General features: G+C 69.4%; 17 protein-coding genes and 1 tRNA gene. 5 read left to right on the top strand and 13 right to left on the bottom strand.

The window, feature by feature from the left end; all coding sequences use genetic code 11:
* Positions 1-9 precede the first annotated feature (9 nt).
* The gene (locus tag FBY41_RS16540; RefSeq protein ID WP_141845383.1) at positions 10-2,364 is read right to left on the bottom strand and encodes an arylsulfatase; all 2,355 of its coding nucleotides are present in this window, start codon (positions 2,362-2,364) and stop codon (positions 10-12) included.
* A gap of 359 nt (positions 2,365-2,723) precedes the next feature.
* Here FBY41_RS16540 and FBY41_RS16535 point away from each other — a divergent pair, with 359 nt between their 5' ends.
* From FBY41_RS16535 to FBY41_RS16525, 3 genes are all read left to right on the top strand, one after another.
* Positions 2,724-3,149 carry a GAP family protein gene (locus tag FBY41_RS16535; RefSeq protein WP_260439850.1) on the top strand — a complete coding sequence of 142 codons (426 nt, stop codon included), beginning with the start codon at positions 2,724-2,726 and terminating at the stop codon, positions 3,147-3,149.
* Positions 3,150-3,176: 27 nt separating this feature from the next.
* The gene (locus FBY41_RS16530; RefSeq protein WP_141845381.1) at positions 3,177-4,475 is read left to right on the top strand and encodes a cation:proton antiporter; all 1,299 of its coding nucleotides are present in this window, start codon (positions 3,177-3,179) and stop codon (positions 4,473-4,475) included.
* 96 nt (positions 4,476-4,571) lie between these two features.
* A complete protein-coding gene (locus FBY41_RS16525; RefSeq protein ID WP_141845380.1) occupies positions 4,572-6,194 on the top strand; it encodes a SulP family inorganic anion transporter in 1,623 nt (540 codons plus the stop codon).
* A gap of 5 nt (positions 6,195-6,199) precedes the next feature.
* Here the strand turns inward: FBY41_RS16525 and FBY41_RS16520 are convergent, their stop codons facing one another.
* Positions 6,200-6,826, bottom strand: coding sequence for a TetR/AcrR family transcriptional regulator (locus tag FBY41_RS16520; RefSeq protein WP_141845379.1), 627 nt, complete (start codon positions 6,824-6,826; stop codon positions 6,200-6,202).
* Positions 6,827-6,899: 73 nt separating this feature from the next.
* On the opposite strand from FBY41_RS16520, the gene FBY41_RS16515 reads away from it, so the two are divergent.
* Positions 6,900-7,802 (top strand): alpha/beta fold hydrolase, encoded by a 903-nt coding sequence (locus FBY41_RS16515; protein ID WP_141845378.1) that lies wholly within the window; start codon positions 6,900-6,902, stop codon positions 7,800-7,802.
* A gap of 29 nt (positions 7,803-7,831) precedes the next feature.
* Here FBY41_RS16515 and FBY41_RS16510 read toward each other — a convergent pair whose 3' ends face one another.
* The 6 genes from FBY41_RS16510 to FBY41_RS24020 all read right to left on the bottom strand — a co-directional run bounded on the left by FBY41_RS16510 (position 7,832) and on the right by FBY41_RS24020 (position 15,162).
* The gene (locus FBY41_RS16510; protein ID WP_141845377.1) at positions 7,832-8,398 is read right to left on the bottom strand and encodes a dihydrofolate reductase family protein; all 567 of its coding nucleotides are present in this window, start codon (positions 8,396-8,398) and stop codon (positions 7,832-7,834) included.
* 259 nt (positions 8,399-8,657) lie between these two features.
* Entirely contained in the window at positions 8,658-11,657 is a 3,000-nt protein-coding gene (locus FBY41_RS16505; protein ID WP_141845376.1) for a PQQ-dependent sugar dehydrogenase, read from the bottom strand.
* A gap of 217 nt (positions 11,658-11,874) precedes the next feature.
* Positions 11,875-12,744 carry an aldo/keto reductase gene (locus tag FBY41_RS16500; protein ID WP_221629354.1) on the bottom strand — a complete coding sequence of 290 codons (870 nt, stop codon included), beginning with the start codon at positions 12,742-12,744 and terminating at the stop codon, positions 11,875-11,877.
* Between the two features lie 117 nt (positions 12,745-12,861).
* The gene (locus tag FBY41_RS24025; protein ID WP_260439849.1) at positions 12,862-13,284 is read right to left on the bottom strand and encodes a flavodoxin; all 423 of its coding nucleotides are present in this window, start codon (positions 13,282-13,284) and stop codon (positions 12,862-12,864) included.
* Between the two features lie 280 nt (positions 13,285-13,564).
* Positions 13,565-15,031: an MFS transporter gene (locus tag FBY41_RS16490; protein ID WP_141845374.1), complete on the bottom strand. Its 1,467-nt coding sequence runs from the start codon at positions 15,029-15,031 to the stop codon at positions 13,565-13,567.
* Positions 15,028-15,162 carry a hypothetical protein gene (locus FBY41_RS24020; RefSeq protein WP_260439848.1) on the bottom strand — a complete coding sequence of 45 codons (135 nt, stop codon included), beginning with the start codon at positions 15,160-15,162 and terminating at the stop codon, positions 15,028-15,030. The genes FBY41_RS16490 and FBY41_RS24020 overlap by 4 nt, the downstream gene beginning before the upstream one ends.
* 131 nt (positions 15,163-15,293) lie before the next feature.
* On the opposite strand from FBY41_RS24020, the gene FBY41_RS16485 reads away from it, so the two are divergent.
* On the top strand, positions 15,294-15,707 hold the full coding sequence (locus FBY41_RS16485; protein ID WP_141845373.1) for a (R)-mandelonitrile lyase: 414 nt from the start codon (positions 15,294-15,296) through the stop codon (positions 15,705-15,707).
* Between the two features lie 48 nt (positions 15,708-15,755).
* Here FBY41_RS16485 and FBY41_RS16480 read toward each other — a convergent pair.
* The 5 genes from FBY41_RS16480 to FBY41_RS16460 form a co-directional block, all read right to left on the bottom strand.
* A tRNA-Val gene (locus FBY41_RS16480) sits at positions 15,756-15,829 on the bottom strand.
* 99 nt (positions 15,830-15,928) lie between these two features.
* Positions 15,929-16,465 (bottom strand): TIGR02611 family protein, encoded by a 537-nt coding sequence (locus FBY41_RS16475; RefSeq protein WP_260439847.1) that lies wholly within the window; start codon positions 16,463-16,465, stop codon positions 15,929-15,931.
* Complete coding sequence (locus tag FBY41_RS16470) at positions 16,462-17,310, bottom strand: aminotransferase class IV (protein ID WP_141845372.1); 849 nt, start codon at positions 17,308-17,310, stop codon at positions 16,462-16,464. Before FBY41_RS16470 ends, FBY41_RS16475 begins: the two co-directional genes overlap by 4 nt.
* 91 nt (positions 17,311-17,401) lie before the next feature.
* A complete protein-coding gene (locus FBY41_RS16465; RefSeq protein ID WP_141845371.1) occupies positions 17,402-18,430 on the bottom strand; it encodes a chorismate-binding protein in 1,029 nt (342 codons plus the stop codon).
* Between the two features lie 32 nt (positions 18,431-18,462).
* On the bottom strand, positions 18,463-18,945 hold the full coding sequence (locus tag FBY41_RS16460; RefSeq protein ID WP_141845370.1) for a glutathione peroxidase: 483 nt from the start codon (positions 18,943-18,945) through the stop codon (positions 18,463-18,465).
* Positions 18,946-19,012 lie beyond the last annotated feature (67 nt).

Here is a 19,012-nt window from a genome sequence, read left to right as displayed (position 1 = left end):
ACAACCGCGTCAGTCGAGCAGGAACCATCCCCGCACCTCCGCCTCCTGGTCGACGTACCTCTCTCCGGACACGTCGACGACGACCTTGTCGATGCTCCCACCCGTGAAGCGGAAGGGCGCCGTGTAGCTCGGCGACACGGCGGAGGCGTCATCACGGCCTACACAGAGCCCGTCGCCCACGGCGCAGAAGAGGCCCGGCTGGGTCACGATCGGCGCACTGCCCACGACGTCGGCGTCGACGTAGAGCGTCAGTGTCCCCCGCGCACCGGCCATCATCGGGTCCTCGCTTCGCCCCTCGGCGACGAACTCCGCGGTCACGACGTGCGCGCCCGGCTCCAGGACCCGGTCAGCGGTCACGGTCTGGACGTGCGTGCCCACCCAGTTGAACGCATACGTGAGCCGGTGGTCCTGGACGAAGAGGCTGTGCCCGCCTGCCAGACCGCCGTGGGCGAAGATCACTCCCTCGGTGGACTCGGAGGCAGCGTGGATGCCCGCTGCGATCGTGTAGGACCGGCCGCTGATGAGAACGGCGGACTGCTCGGGCACGGGTGCACAGTCGGGGTAGTAGACGTAGCGCTCCCGCGGCGGGGAGCCACTGGGGCGCTCTGCAAGCGTCTGCTCGAGAGCGGTGCGGTCATCGAGCGGCAGGCCGTTGTACTGCTCCGCCAGCTCGAACCAGCGCGCCGTGAGCTGCTCCAGGCGCTCCGGCTCGTCAGCAGCCAGGTTCGTCGCCTGCGCCCGGTCGACCTCGATGTGGTAGAGCTCCCACACGTCCTGGTCGAACGTGCCCCAGCCACTCAGTGGCGGGTGGAGCGTGCAGGCGAGCCAGCCGTCCTCGTAGATCGCCCGTTGGCCGAGCATCGCGTAGAACTGCGTGCGCTTCGCAGGAGCGTCGAGCTGCGTCAGCGACGCGGCAAAGCTCTCGCCCTCGAGGGCGCGCTGCTCGAACCCGCCCAGGGTCTGCGGTGGCGTGATGCCGATGAGGTCGTAGATCGTCGGGACCACGTCGACGGCATGCACGTACTGCGACCGCGGGATCTCGTTGGCGGGCACCGTGGCCGGCCACGACACGATGCACATGTCGGCGATCCCGCCCTCGTAGCCCGCCCAGCGCTTCCAGTACGGGAACGGCGTGTCGAACGCCCATGCCCAGCCCGTGTTGTAGTGGTTGTAGGACTTGGGGCCGCCCAGCTCGTCGATGTGCTGGAGGGTGAGCTCGGTCGGGGTGGGCACGCCGTTGAAGAAGCGCCACTCGTTGAACGTCCCGTTCGGGCCGCCCTCGCCGCTCGCCCCGTTGTCGGAGACGACGACGATGATCGTGTTGTCGAGCTCGCCGGACGACTCGAGGAAGTCGACGAGCCGACCGACCTGGTCGTCCGTGTACTCCACGTAACCGGCGAACACCTCCGCCATCCGGGCGAAGAGCCGCTTCTCGTCAGCGCTGAGGGACTCCCAGGGCCGCACGGTGTCGAGCATCGGCCACGGCTGCCCGTCCGGGCCGGTCGCGGCCGGCTCACCGCGCGGGTTGATGCGGGAGAGCACGGTGTCCTCCGGGAGGAGCCCCAGCTCCTTCTGCCGAGCGAGGATCCGGTCACGGATCGCCTCGTACCCCTCGTCGAAGACACCCGTGTACTTGTCGGCCCACTTCTGGAAGACGTGGTGCGGCGCGTGCGCCGCATCGAGGCTGAAGTAGAGGAAGAACGGCTTGTCCGGCTCGACCACCTTGGCGTCGCGGATGAACTGGATCGCCTTGTCCGAGAGGTCTTTTGCGATGTGATAGCCCTCCTCCGGCGTCGCCGGCGGCTCCGTCGGGTGGTTGTCGTGGATGAGGTCGGGATACCACCCGCTCGACTCACCACCGAGGAAGCCGTAGAACCGCTCGAACCCGCGACCGAGAGGCCACCGCTTCTTCCACGCGGCCATGCCGGTCTCCTCACCGGGCGTGAGGTGCCACTTGCCGACGCAGTACGTGTTGTAGCCGTGCTCCAGGAGCACCTCCGAGATGAAGCCGTTCTCGAAGGGGATCCGCGTCGAGATGCCGGGGAAGCCCGAGCTGAACTCCGCGATCGTCGCCATGCCGTTGGACGTCGCGTTGCGCCCCGTGAGGAGCGAGGCACGTGTCGGCGAGCACAGCGCCGTGGTGTGGAAGTTGGCGTAGCGCACGCCCGTGTCGGCGATGCGGCTCATCGTCGGAGTGTGCACGGGACCGCCGAAGCAGTCCATGGTCCCGTAGCCCACGTCGTCCCACACGACGAACACCACGTTCGGGGCTCCGGCGGGTGCCTTCGGCGCGAGATAGGGCTCCCAGTCCGGCACGGAGTCCCTGATGTCGAGCTCGATCTTGCCCTTGAAGTCCTGTGACATGGTGCCGCCTCTCCTCCTGACCACGACCGGAGAAGTCGTGGTGGCACGTCTGGGTGGCGCGGTGAAGGCACGAACCGATCACCGCGCGGGGGTCGTATGCCGCTCGCCCCCCGCCACGGGTACCTGCTGGACGAGGTCCACAGGATGAGGCATCCAGCATCAGCGTGGCAGGGGCTCAGCCCCCGGTCGTCATCCCAAACGGATGACCTCCGCTCGGGCGCGTCACAGTCGCCCAAAATGTCATCCGGGAGGGGTGATCCACTCACTCGCGACGTGGCGCGACGATGGTCTCCGGTGCCCCGGCGCCGTTTCGTCACGTGACGGGCGGGCAAGGGCACCGTCCGACGAGGAGCCCTCACGTGGACGGTATTGCCGCAGTCCTCCCCTTCGCCGTCGGCGTCGCGATCAGCCCGGTCCCGATCATCGCGGTGATCCTCATGCTGTTCTCGAGCCGAGCCAAGGTCCACGGTCCGATGTTCGCGCTCGGCCTGCTGCTGGCGGGCGTGAACCCGAAGAACCTCCTTCTCGCGGCCGGCGCCGGCGCGGCCGTTGCCGGTCTGGCGCTCCCGACGACGAACGCCGTCATCGCCGTCCTGGTCTTCGTCGTCGCCAGCCTGACGATCGCCGGCCCGGTCACCTACTACCTCGTGGGTGGCGAGTCCGCCCGCACCAGGCTCGACGCGACCAAGGACTGGCTCGCCCTTCACCACGATGCTGTCATGACCGTGCTCTTCCTCGCGCTCGGTGTGGACCTCATCTCGAAGGGCATCCCGCCCCTCACCTGATGCACCGACCCCTGCAAAGGAACGGCCATGAATACCAGCGCTCTCGTCATCGTCGCGGCCACCCTGTTCGGCTGGGGACTGGTCTCCAAGCGCCTGGCCCGCGCTGACCTGACGGCACCGATCGTCTTCATCGCCGTCGGTGCCGCGCTCGCGTGGGTAGGGGTGGTCGAGGGACCCGAGGAGCCCGCCGCGCTCACCCCCCTCCTCGAGATCACCCTGGTCTGGGTGCTCTTCTCGGATGCCGCCCGTCTGCCGATGCGCGAGCTGCGCCCTGACGTGGGGCGTTACCTGCGCCTGCTCGGCGTCGGCCTGCCGCTGACGGTCCTGCTCGGCTGGGCCCTGGCTGCGTGGTTCTGGCCCGGGCTGGGGCTCTGGTTGGCACTCTTCGTGGGAGCCGCCCTCGCGCCGACCGACGCAGCGCTCGGGATCCCCGTCGTCACCAATCCGGTCGTGCCGTCACGCATCCGTCAGCTCATCACGGTGGAGAGCGGCTTGAACGACGGGATCGCCACGCCCATCGTCATGGTCGCCATCGCGGGCGCGGCGGCCGCGGCCGGTCTCGAGGGCGACGAGGGCGCCGGCCGCGCCCTCGTCCAGCTGGCCCTCGGGGTCGTGATCGGGGCCGCCGTCGGCGCTGCGGGTGGCTGGCTCCTGCGCCTGGCCCGGAGGCACGACCTGGCAGCCGAGGACTTCACGGGCATCGCCGTGCTCGCCCTCGGTCTGCTGGCGTATGCCGCCTCCCTCGCCTTCGACGGCAACGGGTTCGTCGCCGCGTTCTGCGGAGGGCTGGCCTTCGGCGCCTGCGCCGGGCGCCGGGGGCCCGAGGAGCTGGTCTTCCTCGAGCAGGCGGGTGCACTGGTCTCGTCCCTCGTGTGGCTGGCGTTCGGCGCCATCGCCGTCCCCATCATGCTCGAACGCGTCGACCCACTCATGCTCCTGTATGCCGCGTTGAGCCTCACCGTGGTGCGGATGCTGCCCGTGGCGCTGTCGCTGCTCGGCAGCGGACTCGACCGCAGGACAGTGCTGTTCGTCGGGTGGTTCGGCCCCAGGGGGCTGGCCTCCCTCGTCTTCGCGCTCCTCGCCCTCGAGTCCCTGGGGCCGGTGTCGGACGAGGCGGTGGCCATCGTGACGGTCACCGTGCTCGTCAGCGTGCTGGCCCACGGGCTCAGCGCGGCACCGCTGGCCGGGCGCTACGGCCGGGCTGCCACGGCCGCCGGTCCGGAGCCCGGTGGACCAGTCGATGTCATCGAGCTTCGCCCCGCGGCTGCGGCTTTGCATCGGGCAAACCGGATGTCCGACGAAACCTCCCCAGGCCTCCGCGACTGAGACAGGCCCACCGATCGCACTTTCGATCTCCCATCGTGGCGGGTCGTTTCGCGAGTTCGCCCACGCCGTGGGCGAGGGGTGTGCCACGGTGACGCCATGGCGCTCCTGACGGGATACCGGAGGCAGTGGCTCCGTGGCGACCTGGTCGCCGGCGTCACCGTCGCTGCGATCGCCATTCCCGAGTCACTGGGCTATGCCAGCATCGCCGGTCTGCCGGTGCAGACCGGTCTCTACTGTGCATTGCTGCCTGCCATCCTCTTCGCGCTCATCGCCTCGACGCGACAGCTCGTCGTGGGAGCTGACTCCGCGACGGCAGCGCTCGTCGCGGCCGGCGCCGGCGCCGTCGTCGCCGCGGGGAGTCCCACCTACGCGAGCACCGTTGCCGTGCTCGGCCTCATCACCGCCGCGATCCTGCTCCTCATGGCGATCGCGCGCCTCGGGTTCCTCGCCGACCTCATCTCGCAGCCCGTGCTGGCCGGGTTCCTCAGCGGGGTCGGCGTCTCGCTCATCATCGGCAAGCTACCCGGGATGCTCGGCATCACGGCCTCGGGGACGACGTGGGACAAGCTCGTCGCCACCGTGACCAACCTCGGACACATCAACGTGACCTCTGCCGCGCTCGCGCTCGGGGTCGTCGTGTCGATGCTCTTCATGGAACGGGTGCTACCCAAGCTCCCCGCAGCCCTCCTCGCGGTCGTGGTCTTCAGCGTGGTCGCAGCCCTCATCGGCGCCGAGGGCCGCGGCGTGTCGATGGTCGGGGACGTGCCGGCGGGACTGCCCAGCCTGACCCTCCCGACCTTCGACGCCGGTGAGCTCACGCGGCTCACGGCAACCGCCGCTGCCATCGCAGTCGTCATCCTTGCGCAGAGTGCGGCCGTTGCCCGCAGCTTCGCCACCAAGAACGGCTACCGCGACAACACCAACCAGGACCTCTACGGGCTCGCCGCGGCCAACACCGGCAGTGCCCTCACGGGTGGCTTTGCCATCAACGGCAGCCCGCCGCGGACCTCCGCCGGTGACGGCGCCGGCAGCCGGAGCCAGCTCGTCAACATCACCATGGCGCTGGTCATCGGCATCGTCCTGCTCTTCGCCACGGGGTTGTTCGAGTACCTGCCCTCCCCCGTGCTGGACGGCGTCGTCTTCGCGATCGGCGTCGGTCTCGTCAAGGTCGGCCAGCTCCAGGCGGTCCGGCGCACCCGACTGTTCGAGTTCGGCGCGGCGATGCTGGCCCTCGTCGTCGTCGCCTTCGTCGGCGTGGAGCAGGGCATCCTGCTCGCCGTGCTCGTCTCTCTCGTCGACCGGCTCCGGCGCCAGCACCAGCCGCACGACGAGGTGCTCGTCTCCGACGGCGACGTCGCGCCGCGCCTCCTCGGCCGGGTGCAGCCTGGCACCCCGATGGACGGCATCCTCGTCTACCGATTCGGCACCGGGCTCTTCTTCGAGAACGCCGCCTACTTCGACGAGCGAGTGCGCGACCTCGTGGCTGCCGCGACCGCCCCGGTTCAGGCCGTCGTCCTCGACGCGGCGGCCATGGACGACATCGACTTCACGGGCACCGAGGTCCTGCGTCGACAGGCCACAGACTTCGCCGCTCGCGGCATCCGCGTCTTCCTCGCCGAGCTCTCGACGGATGCCGAGAACATCGTTCTCCGAGCGGGGCTCGGCAAGGTCCTCACGGTCGTCCCGCGTCTTGAGCAGGCCATCATCGCCGCGTCATAGGTGAATCACGACCTCTGGGAGGGGTCGGTCATGCCGTGCTGCCAGCCGGCGAGGAGCTGGTCGATGGCTCCGTGGATCAGCTCGCCGGCGGATGCGGGGACGGAGTCTGGGAGCTGGCCGAAGGCAGAGAGTCGGGAGATGCCGTACACCGTCGACCAGGCCACGGCCGCCCGGCACAGGACCTCGGCCTCGGAGGTTCCCTGCGGTTGACAGGACGCGATCGTGTCGTGGAGCAGGTCCCAGTACTGGATCGCGGCCCGCTGGAGCAGGGGGTGGTCGGCCTTGGCGACGGTGGGCCCGTGTGCGAGGTCGTGGACGTGCGGGTGCTCGCGGATGAAGTCCAGATACGCATCGGCCAGAGCGTGCAGACGGGCCGGTGGGCGGTCCCCCGCGGCCTCCACCGCCGCACGGGCCCGTGCCGTCGCCTCGGCCAGGCCGGTCCCTGCCACAGCCGCCAGGAACCGTTTCCTGCTACCGAAATGCACGTACGGCGCCTGGTGGCTGACCCCGAGCGACTGCGCGACGTGGCGCATGCTGAGTTGCTCCACCGGTGCGTCCGCCAGCTCCTTCAAGGCGGCGCGCAGGAGCCTCGATTCCAGCCTGTCCTCGGCTTCGGATGCCGTATCGGCCATCCCTCACCCCAATCTATTGACAGTGTCAACCTGTTGCGGATAGTAATGGTTGACACTGTCAACAGGAGGGATCATGACGCATCAAAACGCGATCGACACCGTGGTCGGGCCCCTTGCAGTCCGGGTGGTCGGTAGCGGCCTCCCAGCCGTGCTGTGGCCGAGCCTGTTCATGGATGCGCGTTCCTGGGATCGGGTTGTTCCCGCCCTCGCGCAGGACCGCTGCCTGGTCATCATCGACGGACCCGGCCACGGCGCGAGCGGAGATCCCGGACGCCGGTACACCTTGCGCGACTGCGTGACCGGGGCACGGCAGGTCCTGCACGCGATGTCAGTGACCGAGCCGGTGGACTGGGTCGGCAACGCGTGGGGCGGGCACGTCGGCCTCCAGCTCGCGGCCGACCACCCGGAGCAGTGCCGAACGCTCGTCACGCTCGGAACACCGGTCGCGTCCTTGTCTCCAGCGGAACGTCGGCGGACCTACCCGCTCCTGGCCCTTCACGGGGTCCTCGGGCCGATCACGCCCGTGCTTTCCGGCGTCACGAAGGTGCTGCTGTCGACCCACACGCGAGGCCACGACCCCGAAGCCGTCGACCTCGTGTGCGACAGCCTCCGCCACGCCAGGCGCCGGATGCTGCGCAATGCCGTGCTCTCGATTTCGCTGGGGCGCGAAGACCTGACCCCCCAGCTGACGCAGATCACGACCCCGACCTTGATCGTCACCGGCAGTGAGCACGCCGGATTCACGCCCGATCAGGCCGAGGCCGCCGCCCGCCTCCTCCCGCACGGGCGCACCGCCATCGTGCCTGACGCCGCCTACCTCGTGCCGCTCGAGGCGGCGGCGGCCACCGCCACGCTCATCCGTGAGTTCTGGGCGCACCCTGTCAACGGCGTGGACAACCCGGCTCCGAGGGAGAACCCGACCACCCATGAACCAGTCGCGGCGCCCAGCCCGAACGACAGGCGTCGCTCGGGCTGACGGCCGCCCCGCGCATCCGGAGCTCGCTCTCAGGCGGGGTGCCGGACGGCGTAGCGCACGTAGACCACGCCGTTGTCGAATCGACGCTGGTCACGCAGCTCGAGGTCGAGTCGTATGCCTCGAGGTAGAGCCGGCTTGCCGCCACCGACGAGGACCGGGCAGAGGAGCAGGACGCACTCGTCGACCAGGCCGTGTCGGAAGGCCTCGGCCGCGATCCCCGCACCTCCGATGCTGAGGTCGGAGCTGGAGGTCTCCTTGAGCCGTCGCACAGCCTCGGGCTCGAACTGCCGCTCGATGCGTGTGCGGGTGGTCGACACGTCGGCGAGCAAGGTGGAGTAGACGACCTTGTCGGCGTCACGCCAGATCTCGGCGTACTCGCGGACCACCGGGGACTCGTCCACCAACCAGTCGTCGCTCTCCCAGACACTCATCGTCTCGTACATGCGTCGCCCGTAGAGCGACGTGCCGATGTGCCGCTCGTGCTCGTTCCAGAACGCGTGCACGTCCTCGTCCGGCACGGACCAGTCGAACGACCCCGTCTCGTCCTCGAGGAAGCCGTCGAGTGAGGTGTTGGCTGCGTAGATCAACTTACCCATGGAGCCCTCCGCCCAGGCGCGTGCACCGGCGTGCGACGTCACACTGAGCAGTCAACAGTACCGACCGGCAGCCGCGGAACGCGCCGTCGATGACCCGTGGGCGGCCCATTCCAACGTCACTGTCACCGACGGAACACCATGTCGGCCACCACCTGGCCGAGGCTGTACCGGTCCGGTTCGGCATGCACTCGGCCAGGAGGACGGACTGCGCGACTCACCTCTTCGTCATCGTCTGGAGGAACCTGTCGGACCAGCGCAGCTAGCAGCTGGAGGTGGTCGTGTTGGTGCTGTAGCGGTACGTGATGCTTCCATGGGCGAAGCGGTTGCGGCGGCCGTCGGTGATGGCGTACTCGTCGGTGGTGGGAAACCCGAGGCAGGAGGTCTGGTAGCCCATTGACGCGTACTTCGTGCGGATCGCGCCGTAGACGAGGTGCGCTCCGGTCGTGCCGGAGTAGAAGATGCTGCGTCCGCCGGTGAAGTGGGCGTACCACCCACCGGTCACCGCGGTGACGTCGGTCGTGGGTAGCCCGTACCGGTCGGGGCCGCCGGCCGCGAGGTACTTGGTGAGGATCGCGCCGTTGACGAGGCGCGCTCCGGTTGTCGACGACCAGTAGATGCGGGCCTTGGTGAAGTACGTGGCCAGCCCGGCGGTCACTCCGATCTCATCGGTGGTGGGGAATCCGCGGACCGTCGGTCCCCCAGTGGCGAGGTATTTGGTCCGGATCCCTCCCTTCACGAGGTGCGCTCCGGTCGTGGCGGAGTAGTAGATGCTGCGTCCGCCGGTGAAGTGGGCGTACCACCCACCGGTCACCGCGGTGACGTCGGTCGTGGGTAGCCCGTACCGGTCGGGGCCGCCGACCGCGAGGTACTTGGTCAGGATCGCGCCGTTGAGCAGGCGCGCTCCGGTTGTCGACGACCAGTAGATCCGGGCCTTGGTGAAGTAGACCGCCAGGCCGCCGGTGACGGCCACCTGATCGGTGGTGGGGAACCCGAGGACCGTCGGTCCCCCGGCGGCGAGGTACCTGGTCAGGATTGCGCCGTGCGCCTCGTGGGCGCCGGTGGCAGCGCTCCAGTACAGGCGACCGCCCGTGTAGTTGCGGGCCCGACCCCCGGCGACGTCGTACTCGGGTGTGGTCGGACTCCCCAGGAAGGCGGAGCTCCCCCCCAGCGCGGTGTACTTGGCGTCGATCGCGGTCGTGTACCGAGCGCTGACACTGAGGTCAACGTTGGGCATGGTGATGGCGTGGGCGGCCGCACCCCCGTCGCTCCAGTCGGCGAAGGACCAGTAGGTGGAGGTCACCGGGGCGACGAGCTCCACGCTGGAGCCAGCAACCACCTGGGCTGAGGCAGCAGTCACCCCGTTGATGTTCACGGCCACCGGGCTGTCCACCGCGATGGTGCGCAGCGTGGGCTCGGCTTCATAGGTGGTCGTCGCCGTGGCGCCCTTGGAGTCCACGACGTGGGCGGTGACCAGCATGGTCGTGTCCGCGCCGTGGTCGGTGAACGGCTTGCTGTATGTCGGGCCCGTCACCGGGTCGCCGTCGGGGTGCACGTGGCAGCTGCCGGCGAACGGGCAGTGCAGCAGGCTCGTGTCCCAGCTGACCGTCACCGGGCCGTCTTCAGCGTCAGTGGCGGTCGCGGACAGCTCGACGACGTCCCCCACCGCGTAGGTGGTTGACGCGGCAGGGGCGGTGAGGGTGAGCAGTGGGGTTTCGTTGTCGGGATAGATCGTGGTCGTAGCGGTGGTCGTGGCCCCCAGCTGGTCACGGACGGACAGGGCCACCGTCATGGGGTCCGCTGTCACGTACGTGTGCACGGCGGTCAGCCCGGTCGCGCTCGCGCCGTCCCCGAAGTCCCAGCTGTACGTCAGCGCGTCACCATCCAGGTCGTAGGAGTCTGCCGCTGAGAAGGCGACCGTCTTGGTGGCCGCATCGGTGTTTGAGCTGAACGTGGCCACCGGGGCGCGGTTGCCGACCTGGTAGACGAGGCGCCGGACCTGGCCGCTGAGGAGGTCGGCGTAGGTCACGTCGCCGTTCGGGCCTGTGTGGAAGGCGACCGGGCCGCCGGCGTCGGTCGCGAAGCCGGCGCTCTCCGGCGCCCTCGTCATCGCGCCGGCGGTGTCGGTCGCCAGGGTCCACAGGTTGTGGCGGGCGTAGTCGCCGAAGAAGAAGGAGTTGCGGTACTGACTCGGATAGGACGTGCCCGTGTAGTGGACACCGCCCACCACCGCGGCCCCCGCCTGCACACCCGACTCGTCGTGCCGGTAGGACCAGATCGGCATCCGCGCCGAGCCGGCGGCGTAGAGCGCCTGGCAGACGCTGTAGGTCGAGAACGTGGTCTGGGCAGGCCCTTCATAGCACGGCCAGCCGGCGTTGGCTCCCGGCACCAGGGTGTTGACCTCCTCGGTGGTGCTCCAGCCGACGTCACCCAGATGCGGCACACCGGAGCGCGGGTCGAGGGCGAAGCGGAACGGGTTACGGAAACCGTAGGCATAGATCATGCTGCGCCACGACGAAGGAGCAGCGGAGGAGTAGAACGGGTTGCTGGGGACGCCCTGACCATCCGGGGTGAGATGCAGCACCTTGCCGTACGGCTGGTTCAGGTCCTGAGCGCGCAGGGTCGTGGGGTCGCCGTTGTTGAGGGCGTCATCTCCGATGCTGACGAACAACGTGTCGTCCGGGGCCACCACGACAGAGTCGATACCGTGGGTGTGCTGAACCTGGGCCAGCTGCGGCGAGGTCTGACTGCCATCGATCAGGGTGCGGACCCGGGTGAAGCTGGTGGGACTGTCAGCGGGGAGCGCCTTCCACTCCTCCACCATCCCGAAACCGGTGCCCGCCGGATCGCCCTTGTCGTACGACACGAACACCCGACCCGTGGACGAGTAGTCGTTGGCCGGCGCAAAGCCCAGGAAGCCGTGGTCGCCGAGTGCCCTCACGGATGGTACCTGGCCCACGACGCGTGCCACCGTGCCGCCTGGAGGCAGGAACGTGATCAGGCCGTTCTTGCCGCTCGTCAGCAAGCCACCATCATCCAGCCAGGCGAAGTTCGTCAGGTTGTATGCCGCCTGCCCCGTGGGGTAGTCCACGAGCTGGAAACCTGCCGGCAGCGTCAACGCAGCAGCCGCTGTCGCGAAGGCGCCAGCGCGGCCACTGAGGGCGGCTGACGTCACGGACGCGGCGTTCGCGGCAACGCCGGGCCCAGTGGCCAGGAGCGTGATGGCGGCAGCCGTGGCAGCCAGGACCCTACGAGTGGGCACGGTCGTGGTTCCTCCCCTTCGGTCGCCGACACCTACGCCCCCCGAGGGGTCGGCGTGCCCAAGGTAGCGACCAGGTGGGGACGGCGTCTCGCGACCGAAAGGACGAGTTCGACCGTGACCAAGGTTCTTGTCGTGAATCCCCCAGTTGTCCCTTACACGCTCTCAGACGCTGGCTCGCGCGCCTACCCCCCCGCCCGACCACTACCGGCTGTCTGGGTCAGGCTTCGGGGATCGGGCGGCCGAAGGCTTCAAGGGTGATGTCCTCGGGCTCTGGGCCGCCCCGGACGCCGGTGTCGAGGGCGTCGATCGCGGTGAGCTGCTCGCTGCTGAGCTCGAAGTCGAAGATGTCGAGGTTCTCCGAGATCCGTGACGGCGTCACGGACTTGGGGATGGCCTGGCGTCCCTGCTGCAGGTGCCAGCGCAGCATGGCCTGCGCGGGCGTCTTGTCGTGCGCGGCGGCGATGTCACCGATGACGGGGTCCTGCAGGGTGCTGCCGTGGGAACCGTCGCGGTAGAAGGTGATCCCGCCGATCGGCGACCATGCCTGGTTGAGGATGCCGCGCTGCTCGTCGTAGGCGAGCAGCTCGGACTGCCGGAAGTAGGGGTGGACCTCGATCTGGTTGACGGTCGGGACGACCGACGTCTCGGCAAGGAACCGGTCGAGGTGGGCCGGCATGAAGTTCGAGACACCGATGGCGCGGACCCTGCCGTCGGCATACAGCTGCTCGAGCGCCCGGTAGGCGGCGATGGTCCGGTCGAACGCGCCGGGCAGCGCCTGGTGCAGGATCAGCAGGTCGATCTGCTCGACGCCGAGCTTGCCGGCGGACTTGTCGAACGCGTGCAGGGTCTCGTCGTAGCCGTAGTCGCTGATCCAGATCTTCGTCTCGAGGAAGAGCTCGTCGCGCGCCACCGAGGCGCGGCGGATCGCCTCCCCGACCTCGCGTTCGTTGCCGTATGCCGCTGCGGTGTCGATGTGCCGGTACCCGGTCTCGAGCGCCGTGGTGACGGCGGCGATGGTCTGCTCGGGCGGGGTCTGGAAGACGCCGTAACCGAGCGCCGGGATCTCGATGCCGTTGTTCAATGTCATCGTTGGTGTGCTCACCTCAACCACGCTAGAGGGAGTCGCGCCGGGCCGGGAGTGCCTGCCGTTCGGGGTACTGCGAGTACCCCCCCACACACCCTCGGCTCGCCTGATGTGGGTCGGTCACCGGCGCAGCCCAGCGCGCCCCAACCAGGCCGCAACCTCTGGCCGAGCCGCACGTACCTGCTCCCCTTGGACGGCAAGGCCCTCGCCGACCTTCGCTCCGCCGAGCAGCTGCGCGTACTCCTCGGCGACGCGGCCCATGGCGCTGACGGCGTGGGTCACCAGGGGCAGGACGGTGTGGCTGGTGACGTCGACGGACTCCACGAAGGTCCGCATGATCATCGGCGCCCGGACGTTCCAGACGGGGCTGGCGAGCACGATCGTGCCGTATGCGTCGAGCGCGGGCAGCGGGTCAGCGATGGGTGGCCTCGCGTCGGTCTGTTGTTCTGTGAGGTTGCGTGCGACGGTCGCGTCGTAGTCGTGGGGGTACGGCTCCGCGGCGCGGATCTCGTAGAGGTCGACGTCGGTCAGCTCGGCGATCATCCGGGCGACGACGGCGGTGTTGCCGACGTCGAGATCGACCCGTCCCCCGTAGTGGTAGTTCTCGCGGCTCGCGAGAAGTAGGCCACGAGCGTGCGCCCGGCTCGCGTGCTGGGACTGACGTCGCTGGTCGCGCCCGTTGCGGGGACGCTTCGTGCGCTGGCGTCACTCGCCGTGTGCGTGGCAGGTCGGCCGGTGCACGCGGCGAGCGTGGACGCGGCGACGGCGGCGATGCCGGAGGCCACCAGGGCGCGTCGCCCGATCTGTCGGCGCCAAGCGGGTCTCATGCCCGGTACCGCGCCGCGCCGCTCGAGGTCCGGGCAGGCGAGGCAGCGCGCTGACGCTTGGGCAGCACGACAGTCAACGCGACCAGCAGGGAGGCGGCGAGCAGCACGGCGGCGCCCGTCAGGGCGACCTCGACCTGGGCGGCCACTGCCGCTGGCCCGTGCAGGCCCGCGCCGGCGTGGGCGGAGACGGCGACGAGCACGCCGAGGCCGAGAGCCATGCCGAGCTGGTGGGCGGTGTTGACCAGACCGGATGCGGCTCCCGCGTCCTGCGGTGCGACTCCGGCCAGGCCGGCGTTGGTCAGCGGCGCGAATGCGAGGCCCTGCCCGGCGCCGATCAGCGCCATCGGCAGCGCCACGGAGACGAGGTACGAGCCGTCGATTCCGGCCCTGCTCAGCCATGCCATTCCCACGAGGGTGAGCGCGATGCCACTGCAGAGCAGGACCGCGTTGGAGACCCGGGTGCTGAGCCGGGGGATCGACAGGGCGACCGCAAAGTTCACGAGCGACATGGGCAAGAAGCCGAGTCCCGCCTGCAGCGGGGTGAACCCGAGCCCGTCCTGCATGAGCTGGGTGCTGAAGAAGAAGAACCCGATCATGGCCCCGAGATAGAGCATGCGAGCGCCGTAGGCACCGCTGCGCTCCCGGCTGGCGAAGAGCCGCAAAGGCATGATGGGCTGCTCCGCGCGGGCCTCGTTCGCCACCAGCGCGACGAGCAGGACCACGCCAAGACCCAGAGAGGCGATGACGACGGGCGAGGTCCAGCCGGATTCGGAGGACTCGATGATCCCGAAGACGAGAGCGCCCATGCCCAGCGTGGCGAACACGGCCCCCGGCACGTCGAATCGACCGCGTTGGCGAGGGGTCTCGGTCAGTACCACCTTGGCGCCGATGATCATCGCGACAGCGATCGGGACGTTCACGAGAAAGGCGGCTCGCCAGGAGATCCAGGTCGTCAGGGCGCCGCCGACCAAGAGGCCGAGGCTGGCGCCGATGCCGGCGGTCGCGCCGTACCAGGCGACGGCCCTGTTGCGCTCCTGGCCCTGGAAGTAGGCGGTGATGAGGGCCAGGGAGCTCGGCGCCACGATCGCAGCGCCCACCCCCTGCACCGCTCGGCCGGCGATCATCCATGACCCCGTGGGTGCGAGGCCGATGAGCAGAGAGGCGGTGCCGAAGATGGCGAGACCGACGATGAAGAGTCGGCGACGCCCGACGATGTCCCCGGCGCGCGCCCCGAGGAGGAGCAGGCCGCCGAAGACCAGCGTGTAGGCGTCCTGGACCCAGGTCAGCTGCGTGGCTGACATGTCGAGACTGACGCGGATGCTCGGCAGACCCGTGAAGATCACCGAGTTGTCCAGCAGGATCATGAAGTAGCTGATCAGGATGATCGCGAGGATGGCGCCCGTGCCAGCAGCGTGTCGGGTGCCGGCTGCCGACCTGGTGGCGAGGGTCTTGACGTCGCTCATGGGCGGACCATCACTTTCGGGGCGGTGCGGTCATCCATGGCCGCACCGCCGTCGGGTGTCTGCTCCAGTGACACGGTCCGGTCGAAGGTGACGCGGACGTCGTCCGCGCCATACAGGAAGGTTGCTCGCATGTCGCCGATTCAACGCGGCATCCGCGAGCGGGGGGAGTCCCTGTCGTTCGGGGTACTGACAGGACCTCCCTGTCGCTGCGCACGACACCTAGCGTGGAGCCATGGTCCCTGCGCACACGACAGGACACGACATGGACAAGAACCCCGCCACCGCCACGGTCAAGACCCCGGCCGCGAGCTTCACCGGCGACGTGTGGATGAACCCGGTCTTCAACGGAGACGGCACCTCCCGGCTGGTCGTCGGGCTCGTCCGCTTCACGCCGGGTGCCCGCACCAACTGGCACTCGCACGCCAACGGCCAGTTGCTGGTGTGCACCGACGGCATCGGGCTCGTCGGCACCCGCGACGGCAAGACCGTCGTCCTCCGCCCCGGCGACAGCGTCTGGACACCGGCCGGAGAGGAGCACTTCCACGGCGGCACCAGCGAGAACATGATGTGCCACTACGCCATCCTCGACGCCTCCGGAGACGGCGAGGCCACCACCTGGCTCGAGCCCGTCACCGACGAGCAGTACTCGATAGCCCACCGCACGGCCGGGGTGTAGCACGGCCTTCAGGCCCGTTTCCGCAGGTCAGGTGCCATTTCTCTTCGGTGGACGTGAAGGGACTCGAACCCCTGACCTCTCGCGTGTGAAGCGAGCGCTCTAACCAACTGAGCTACACGTCCGGGCGCCCCAGCCACGTGGCTAGATCGGGGCGACGAGGGGAAACAATAGCCGGTCCGCGGCCCGCCGCGGAAATCGCCCCGCGGAACCGCTCCCGGACCTCAGTCGATGCCCGGAACCCGGGTCAGCACATCCTCCGCCCACTGCGGCAGGAACGCCGGAATCCCCTGCCACGCGAGGTAGCTCCACACCACGACCCACACGATCGCGAGGGTGCCGAGCGCGACGGCACCGCGCACCCAGAGGGCCTGTGCCATGATCCAGTCGTTCCACCGGCTGACGTGCCGCTTCGCGTAGTCGAGCAGGCGCTGGGCGAACTCGAACTCGCTCGCGAGGATGAGCAGCCCGAAGAAGACGACGAGCCAGCCGGGCCCCGGGGCGGGCACCATGACGAGCCCCGCCACCGTCACCACCCCCCCGACGACGCCCACCGCGATGCGCCACGCGAGATGCGTGACCTTGTTGCTGCGCAGCCGCGCCCGCCAGGCCCACCGGTCCTCGTCGACGTCGAGCGTCGCGTTGAGGTCGGAGTAGTCGACCGCGCCGGTATGCCGGCCGCCCGGCTCGCGCGTGGCGCCGGGCTCCCCGGTCACCACCGTCTCGTCCTTCGCCGGGACAACGGGCTCGCGGGCGTTCACGGGTCGAGGGTCCGATCGGCGTTATGGCGGAAGATCTCCTGCAGGGCCGTCGTGACCGGTCGCGCAGGGGGCAGCTCACGGTCGTCGATCGCGTCGATGGGGAGCACGTCCTTCGTCGAGCTCGTGATGAACACCTCGTCGGCGGTCGTCAGGACGTCGAGCGGAAGGACCTGCTCGCGCACCTCGACCCCGCCCTCGCGGCCCCACTCGATGACGAGCTCACGGGTGATGCCGCAGAGCAGGCCCGAGTCGCCCGGCGGCGTGAGCACGACACCGTCGACGACGACGAAGATGTTGCTCCCGGTGCACTCGCACAGCTCGCCGCGCGTGTTGGCGAAGACGGCTTCGATGGCTCCCACCGCCTTGGCCCGGGCGAGTGCGACGACGTTCTCGGCATACGACGTCGTCTTGAGGCCGACGACCGCGGACCGCTCGTTGCGCGTCCATGGCACGACGGTGAGCCGGCCGCTGGCCGGCGGCCGGGCCTGGGGCGCGGCGAGCACGATGGTCGTCAGCGAGGCCTCGTCGCGGTCGGAGCCGAGCGGCCCGACCCCTCCGGTGACGCTGTACCGCAACCGGCCGAAGGCGATCGGCTCGCCCTCCAGGACGGCCGCGACACCCTTGTCGACGAGTGCGAGGTCAGGGACGGGCAGCCCGAGGCCGGCCGCGGAGTGCAGCAGACGGCGGTGGTGCCGGGTCAGCGCGAAAGGTGCCCCGTCGACGATCTTGGCCGTCTCGAAGACGCCGTCGCCTACCGTGACGGCGTGGTCGAGGGCGCTCACGGCGGGGCCCTCAGGCTCGACGAGGTCGCCGTCGACCCACACCCGGATGTTCGTCCCCGTCACCGCTGCCCCACTCCGTCCCGTTCGTCTGCACGCGTCGCCACCGACCAGAGGTGCCGCGGTCGGCCCTCGCGCGCGCGTGTGTCGATCGCTCTCATGGTGTCACAGTGCCCGCGGCCAGCCCGATGAGCCGGGTCGCCTTGAGCTGGGTCTCGAGCCACTCACCCTCGGGGTCGGAGTGCCACGTGATGCCGGCCCCCGTGCCGAAGCGCAGGTGCCTCCGGCCCGCGTCGTCGCGGTCGGCCCAGAAGGTGCGGATGCCGACGGCGAGCTCGGCCGTTCCCCGGTCGGCGTCGACCCATCCGATGGCCCCGCAGTAGGGACCGCGAGGTGCCGACTCGAGGTCGGCGATCGTTGTCAGCGCGCTCGACTTCGGGGCTCCCGACACCGACCCCGGTGGGAAGGTGGCGCCGAAGATGCCGGGCCACTCGACCCCCGCCCGCAGCTCTCCGCTCACCGTCGAGACGAGGTGCACGAGCCCGGGGTGGGCCTCGGTGACGCACAGCTCGTCGACCGAGACCGTGCCGGGCTCGCAGACACCGGAGATGTCGTTGCGCATGAGGTCGACGATCATGACGTTCTCGGCGTGGTCCTTGGGCAGCATCAGCTCCGGCGTGGGTGCCGTGCCCTTGATCGGCCGGGTGACGAGGCGACCCTCGCGTCGCCTCAGGTAGAGCTCGGGCGAGGCACACACGAGGTCGATGCCGGCCTCGTCGCATCTGATCCGTGCGGCGTGCGGTGCAGGATTACCTTGTCGCACAAGAAGATCCAGCCCGTCGAGATCAGCCTCGTCGGACAGCTCGTGGGTCAGCACCCGACAGACGTTGACCTGGTAGACGAAGCCGGCTGCGATCCGCTCGCGCACCTCCGCGACCGCCGAGACGTATGCCGTCCGGTCGAAGGAGCTGGTCCAGCTCCCGTCGAGCGGCGTCCACCGTGGCACCTCGGGCTCTGCGGACTCGTCCTGCTCGACGACAGCGAAGCGGATCGCCGTGACCTCGCCCTCGAAGGTCGCGACGACGGCCCAGAAGCCGTCACGCGAGATCGCCTCGAGGGCGTCTTCGCCGCGTCGCACGTCGACGACCTCACGGGCACGCCTGTCGGCGAAGCGGGCTCGGTCCACGGCAGCGATCCTAGGCGCCACCGCGCCGGCCCTCAGTCGGCGAGCGCCTTCTCGATGGGGGTGCTGAGGTCGGCCGGCTCGGTCTGCGGCGAGAAGCGCTCGATGACCTGGCCGTCGCGACCGACGAGGAACTTCGTGAAGTTCCACTTGATCCGGGCGCCGAGCAGGCCCCCCTTCTCGGACTTCAGCCACGCCCACAGCGGGTGCTCGTCGTCGCCGTTGACATTGACCTTGGCGAACATCGGGAAGCTGACGCCGTAGTTCTTCTGGCAGAACTCGCCGATCTCCTCCTCGGTGCCCGGCTCCTGGCCGCCGAACTGGTTGCACGGGAAGCCGAGCACGGTGAAGCCACGGTCACGGTAGGTCTCGTAGAGCGACTCGAGACCCTCGAGCTGCGGGGTGAACCCGCACTGGCTGGCGGTGTTGACGACGAGCACAACCTGCCCCGCACAGTCGGCGAGCGAGCGCTCCTGCCCGTCGATCGTCGTGGCGGTGAAGTCGGTGAGAGCCGTCATGGCTGTTCTCCTCTGGTCGTCGGTGATGGAGCCGTGGGGCACGCCGTCGAAGCGCCCCGGTCGGGGC

The organism is Humibacillus xanthopallidus (genome assembly GCF_006716675.1).
Classification (GTDB): Bacteria; Actinomycetota; Actinomycetes; order Actinomycetales; family Dermatophilaceae; genus Humibacillus; species Humibacillus xanthopallidus_B.
The sequence above is the reverse complement of the archived record's forward strand: the minus strand, read 5'-3'. Positions and strand labels throughout refer to the sequence as shown.

Coding starts and splice junctions, on each gene's coding strand:
- FBY41_RS16530 (WP_141845381.1), top strand. CDS start 3,177: ATGAATACCAGCGCTCTCGTCATCGTCGCGGCCACCCTGTTCGGCTGG.
- FBY41_RS16540 (WP_141845383.1), bottom strand. CDS start 2,364: ATGTCACAGGACTTCAAGGGCAAGATCGAGCTCGACATCAGGGACTCC.
- FBY41_RS16490 (WP_141845374.1), bottom strand. CDS start 15,031: ATGAGCGACGTCAAGACCCTCGCCACCAGGTCGGCAGCCGGCACCCGA.
- FBY41_RS16515 (WP_141845378.1), top strand. CDS start 6,900: ATGACGCATCAAAACGCGATCGACACCGTGGTCGGGCCCCTTGCAGTC.
- FBY41_RS16520 (WP_141845379.1), bottom strand. CDS start 6,826: ATGGCCGATACGGCATCCGAAGCCGAGGACAGGCTGGAATCGAGGCTC.
- FBY41_RS16525 (WP_141845380.1), top strand. CDS start 4,572: ATGGCGCTCCTGACGGGATACCGGAGGCAGTGGCTCCGTGGCGACCTG.
- FBY41_RS16485 (WP_141845373.1), top strand. CDS start 15,294: ATGGACAAGAACCCCGCCACCGCCACGGTCAAGACCCCGGCCGCGAGC.
- FBY41_RS24025 (WP_260439849.1), bottom strand. CDS start 13,284: ATGATCGCCGAGCTGACCGACGTCGACCTCTACGAGATCCGCGCCGCG.
- FBY41_RS16460 (WP_141845370.1), bottom strand. CDS start 18,945: ATGACGGCTCTCACCGACTTCACCGCCACGACGATCGACGGGCAGGAG.
- FBY41_RS24020 (WP_260439848.1), bottom strand. CDS start 15,162: ATGCGAGCAACCTTCCTGTATGGCGCGGACGACGTCCGCGTCACCTTC.
- FBY41_RS16510 (WP_141845377.1), bottom strand. CDS start 8,398: ATGGGTAAGTTGATCTACGCAGCCAACACCTCACTCGACGGCTTCCTC.
- FBY41_RS16500 (WP_221629354.1), bottom strand. CDS start 12,744: ATGACATTGAACAACGGCATCGAGATCCCGGCGCTCGGTTACGGCGTC.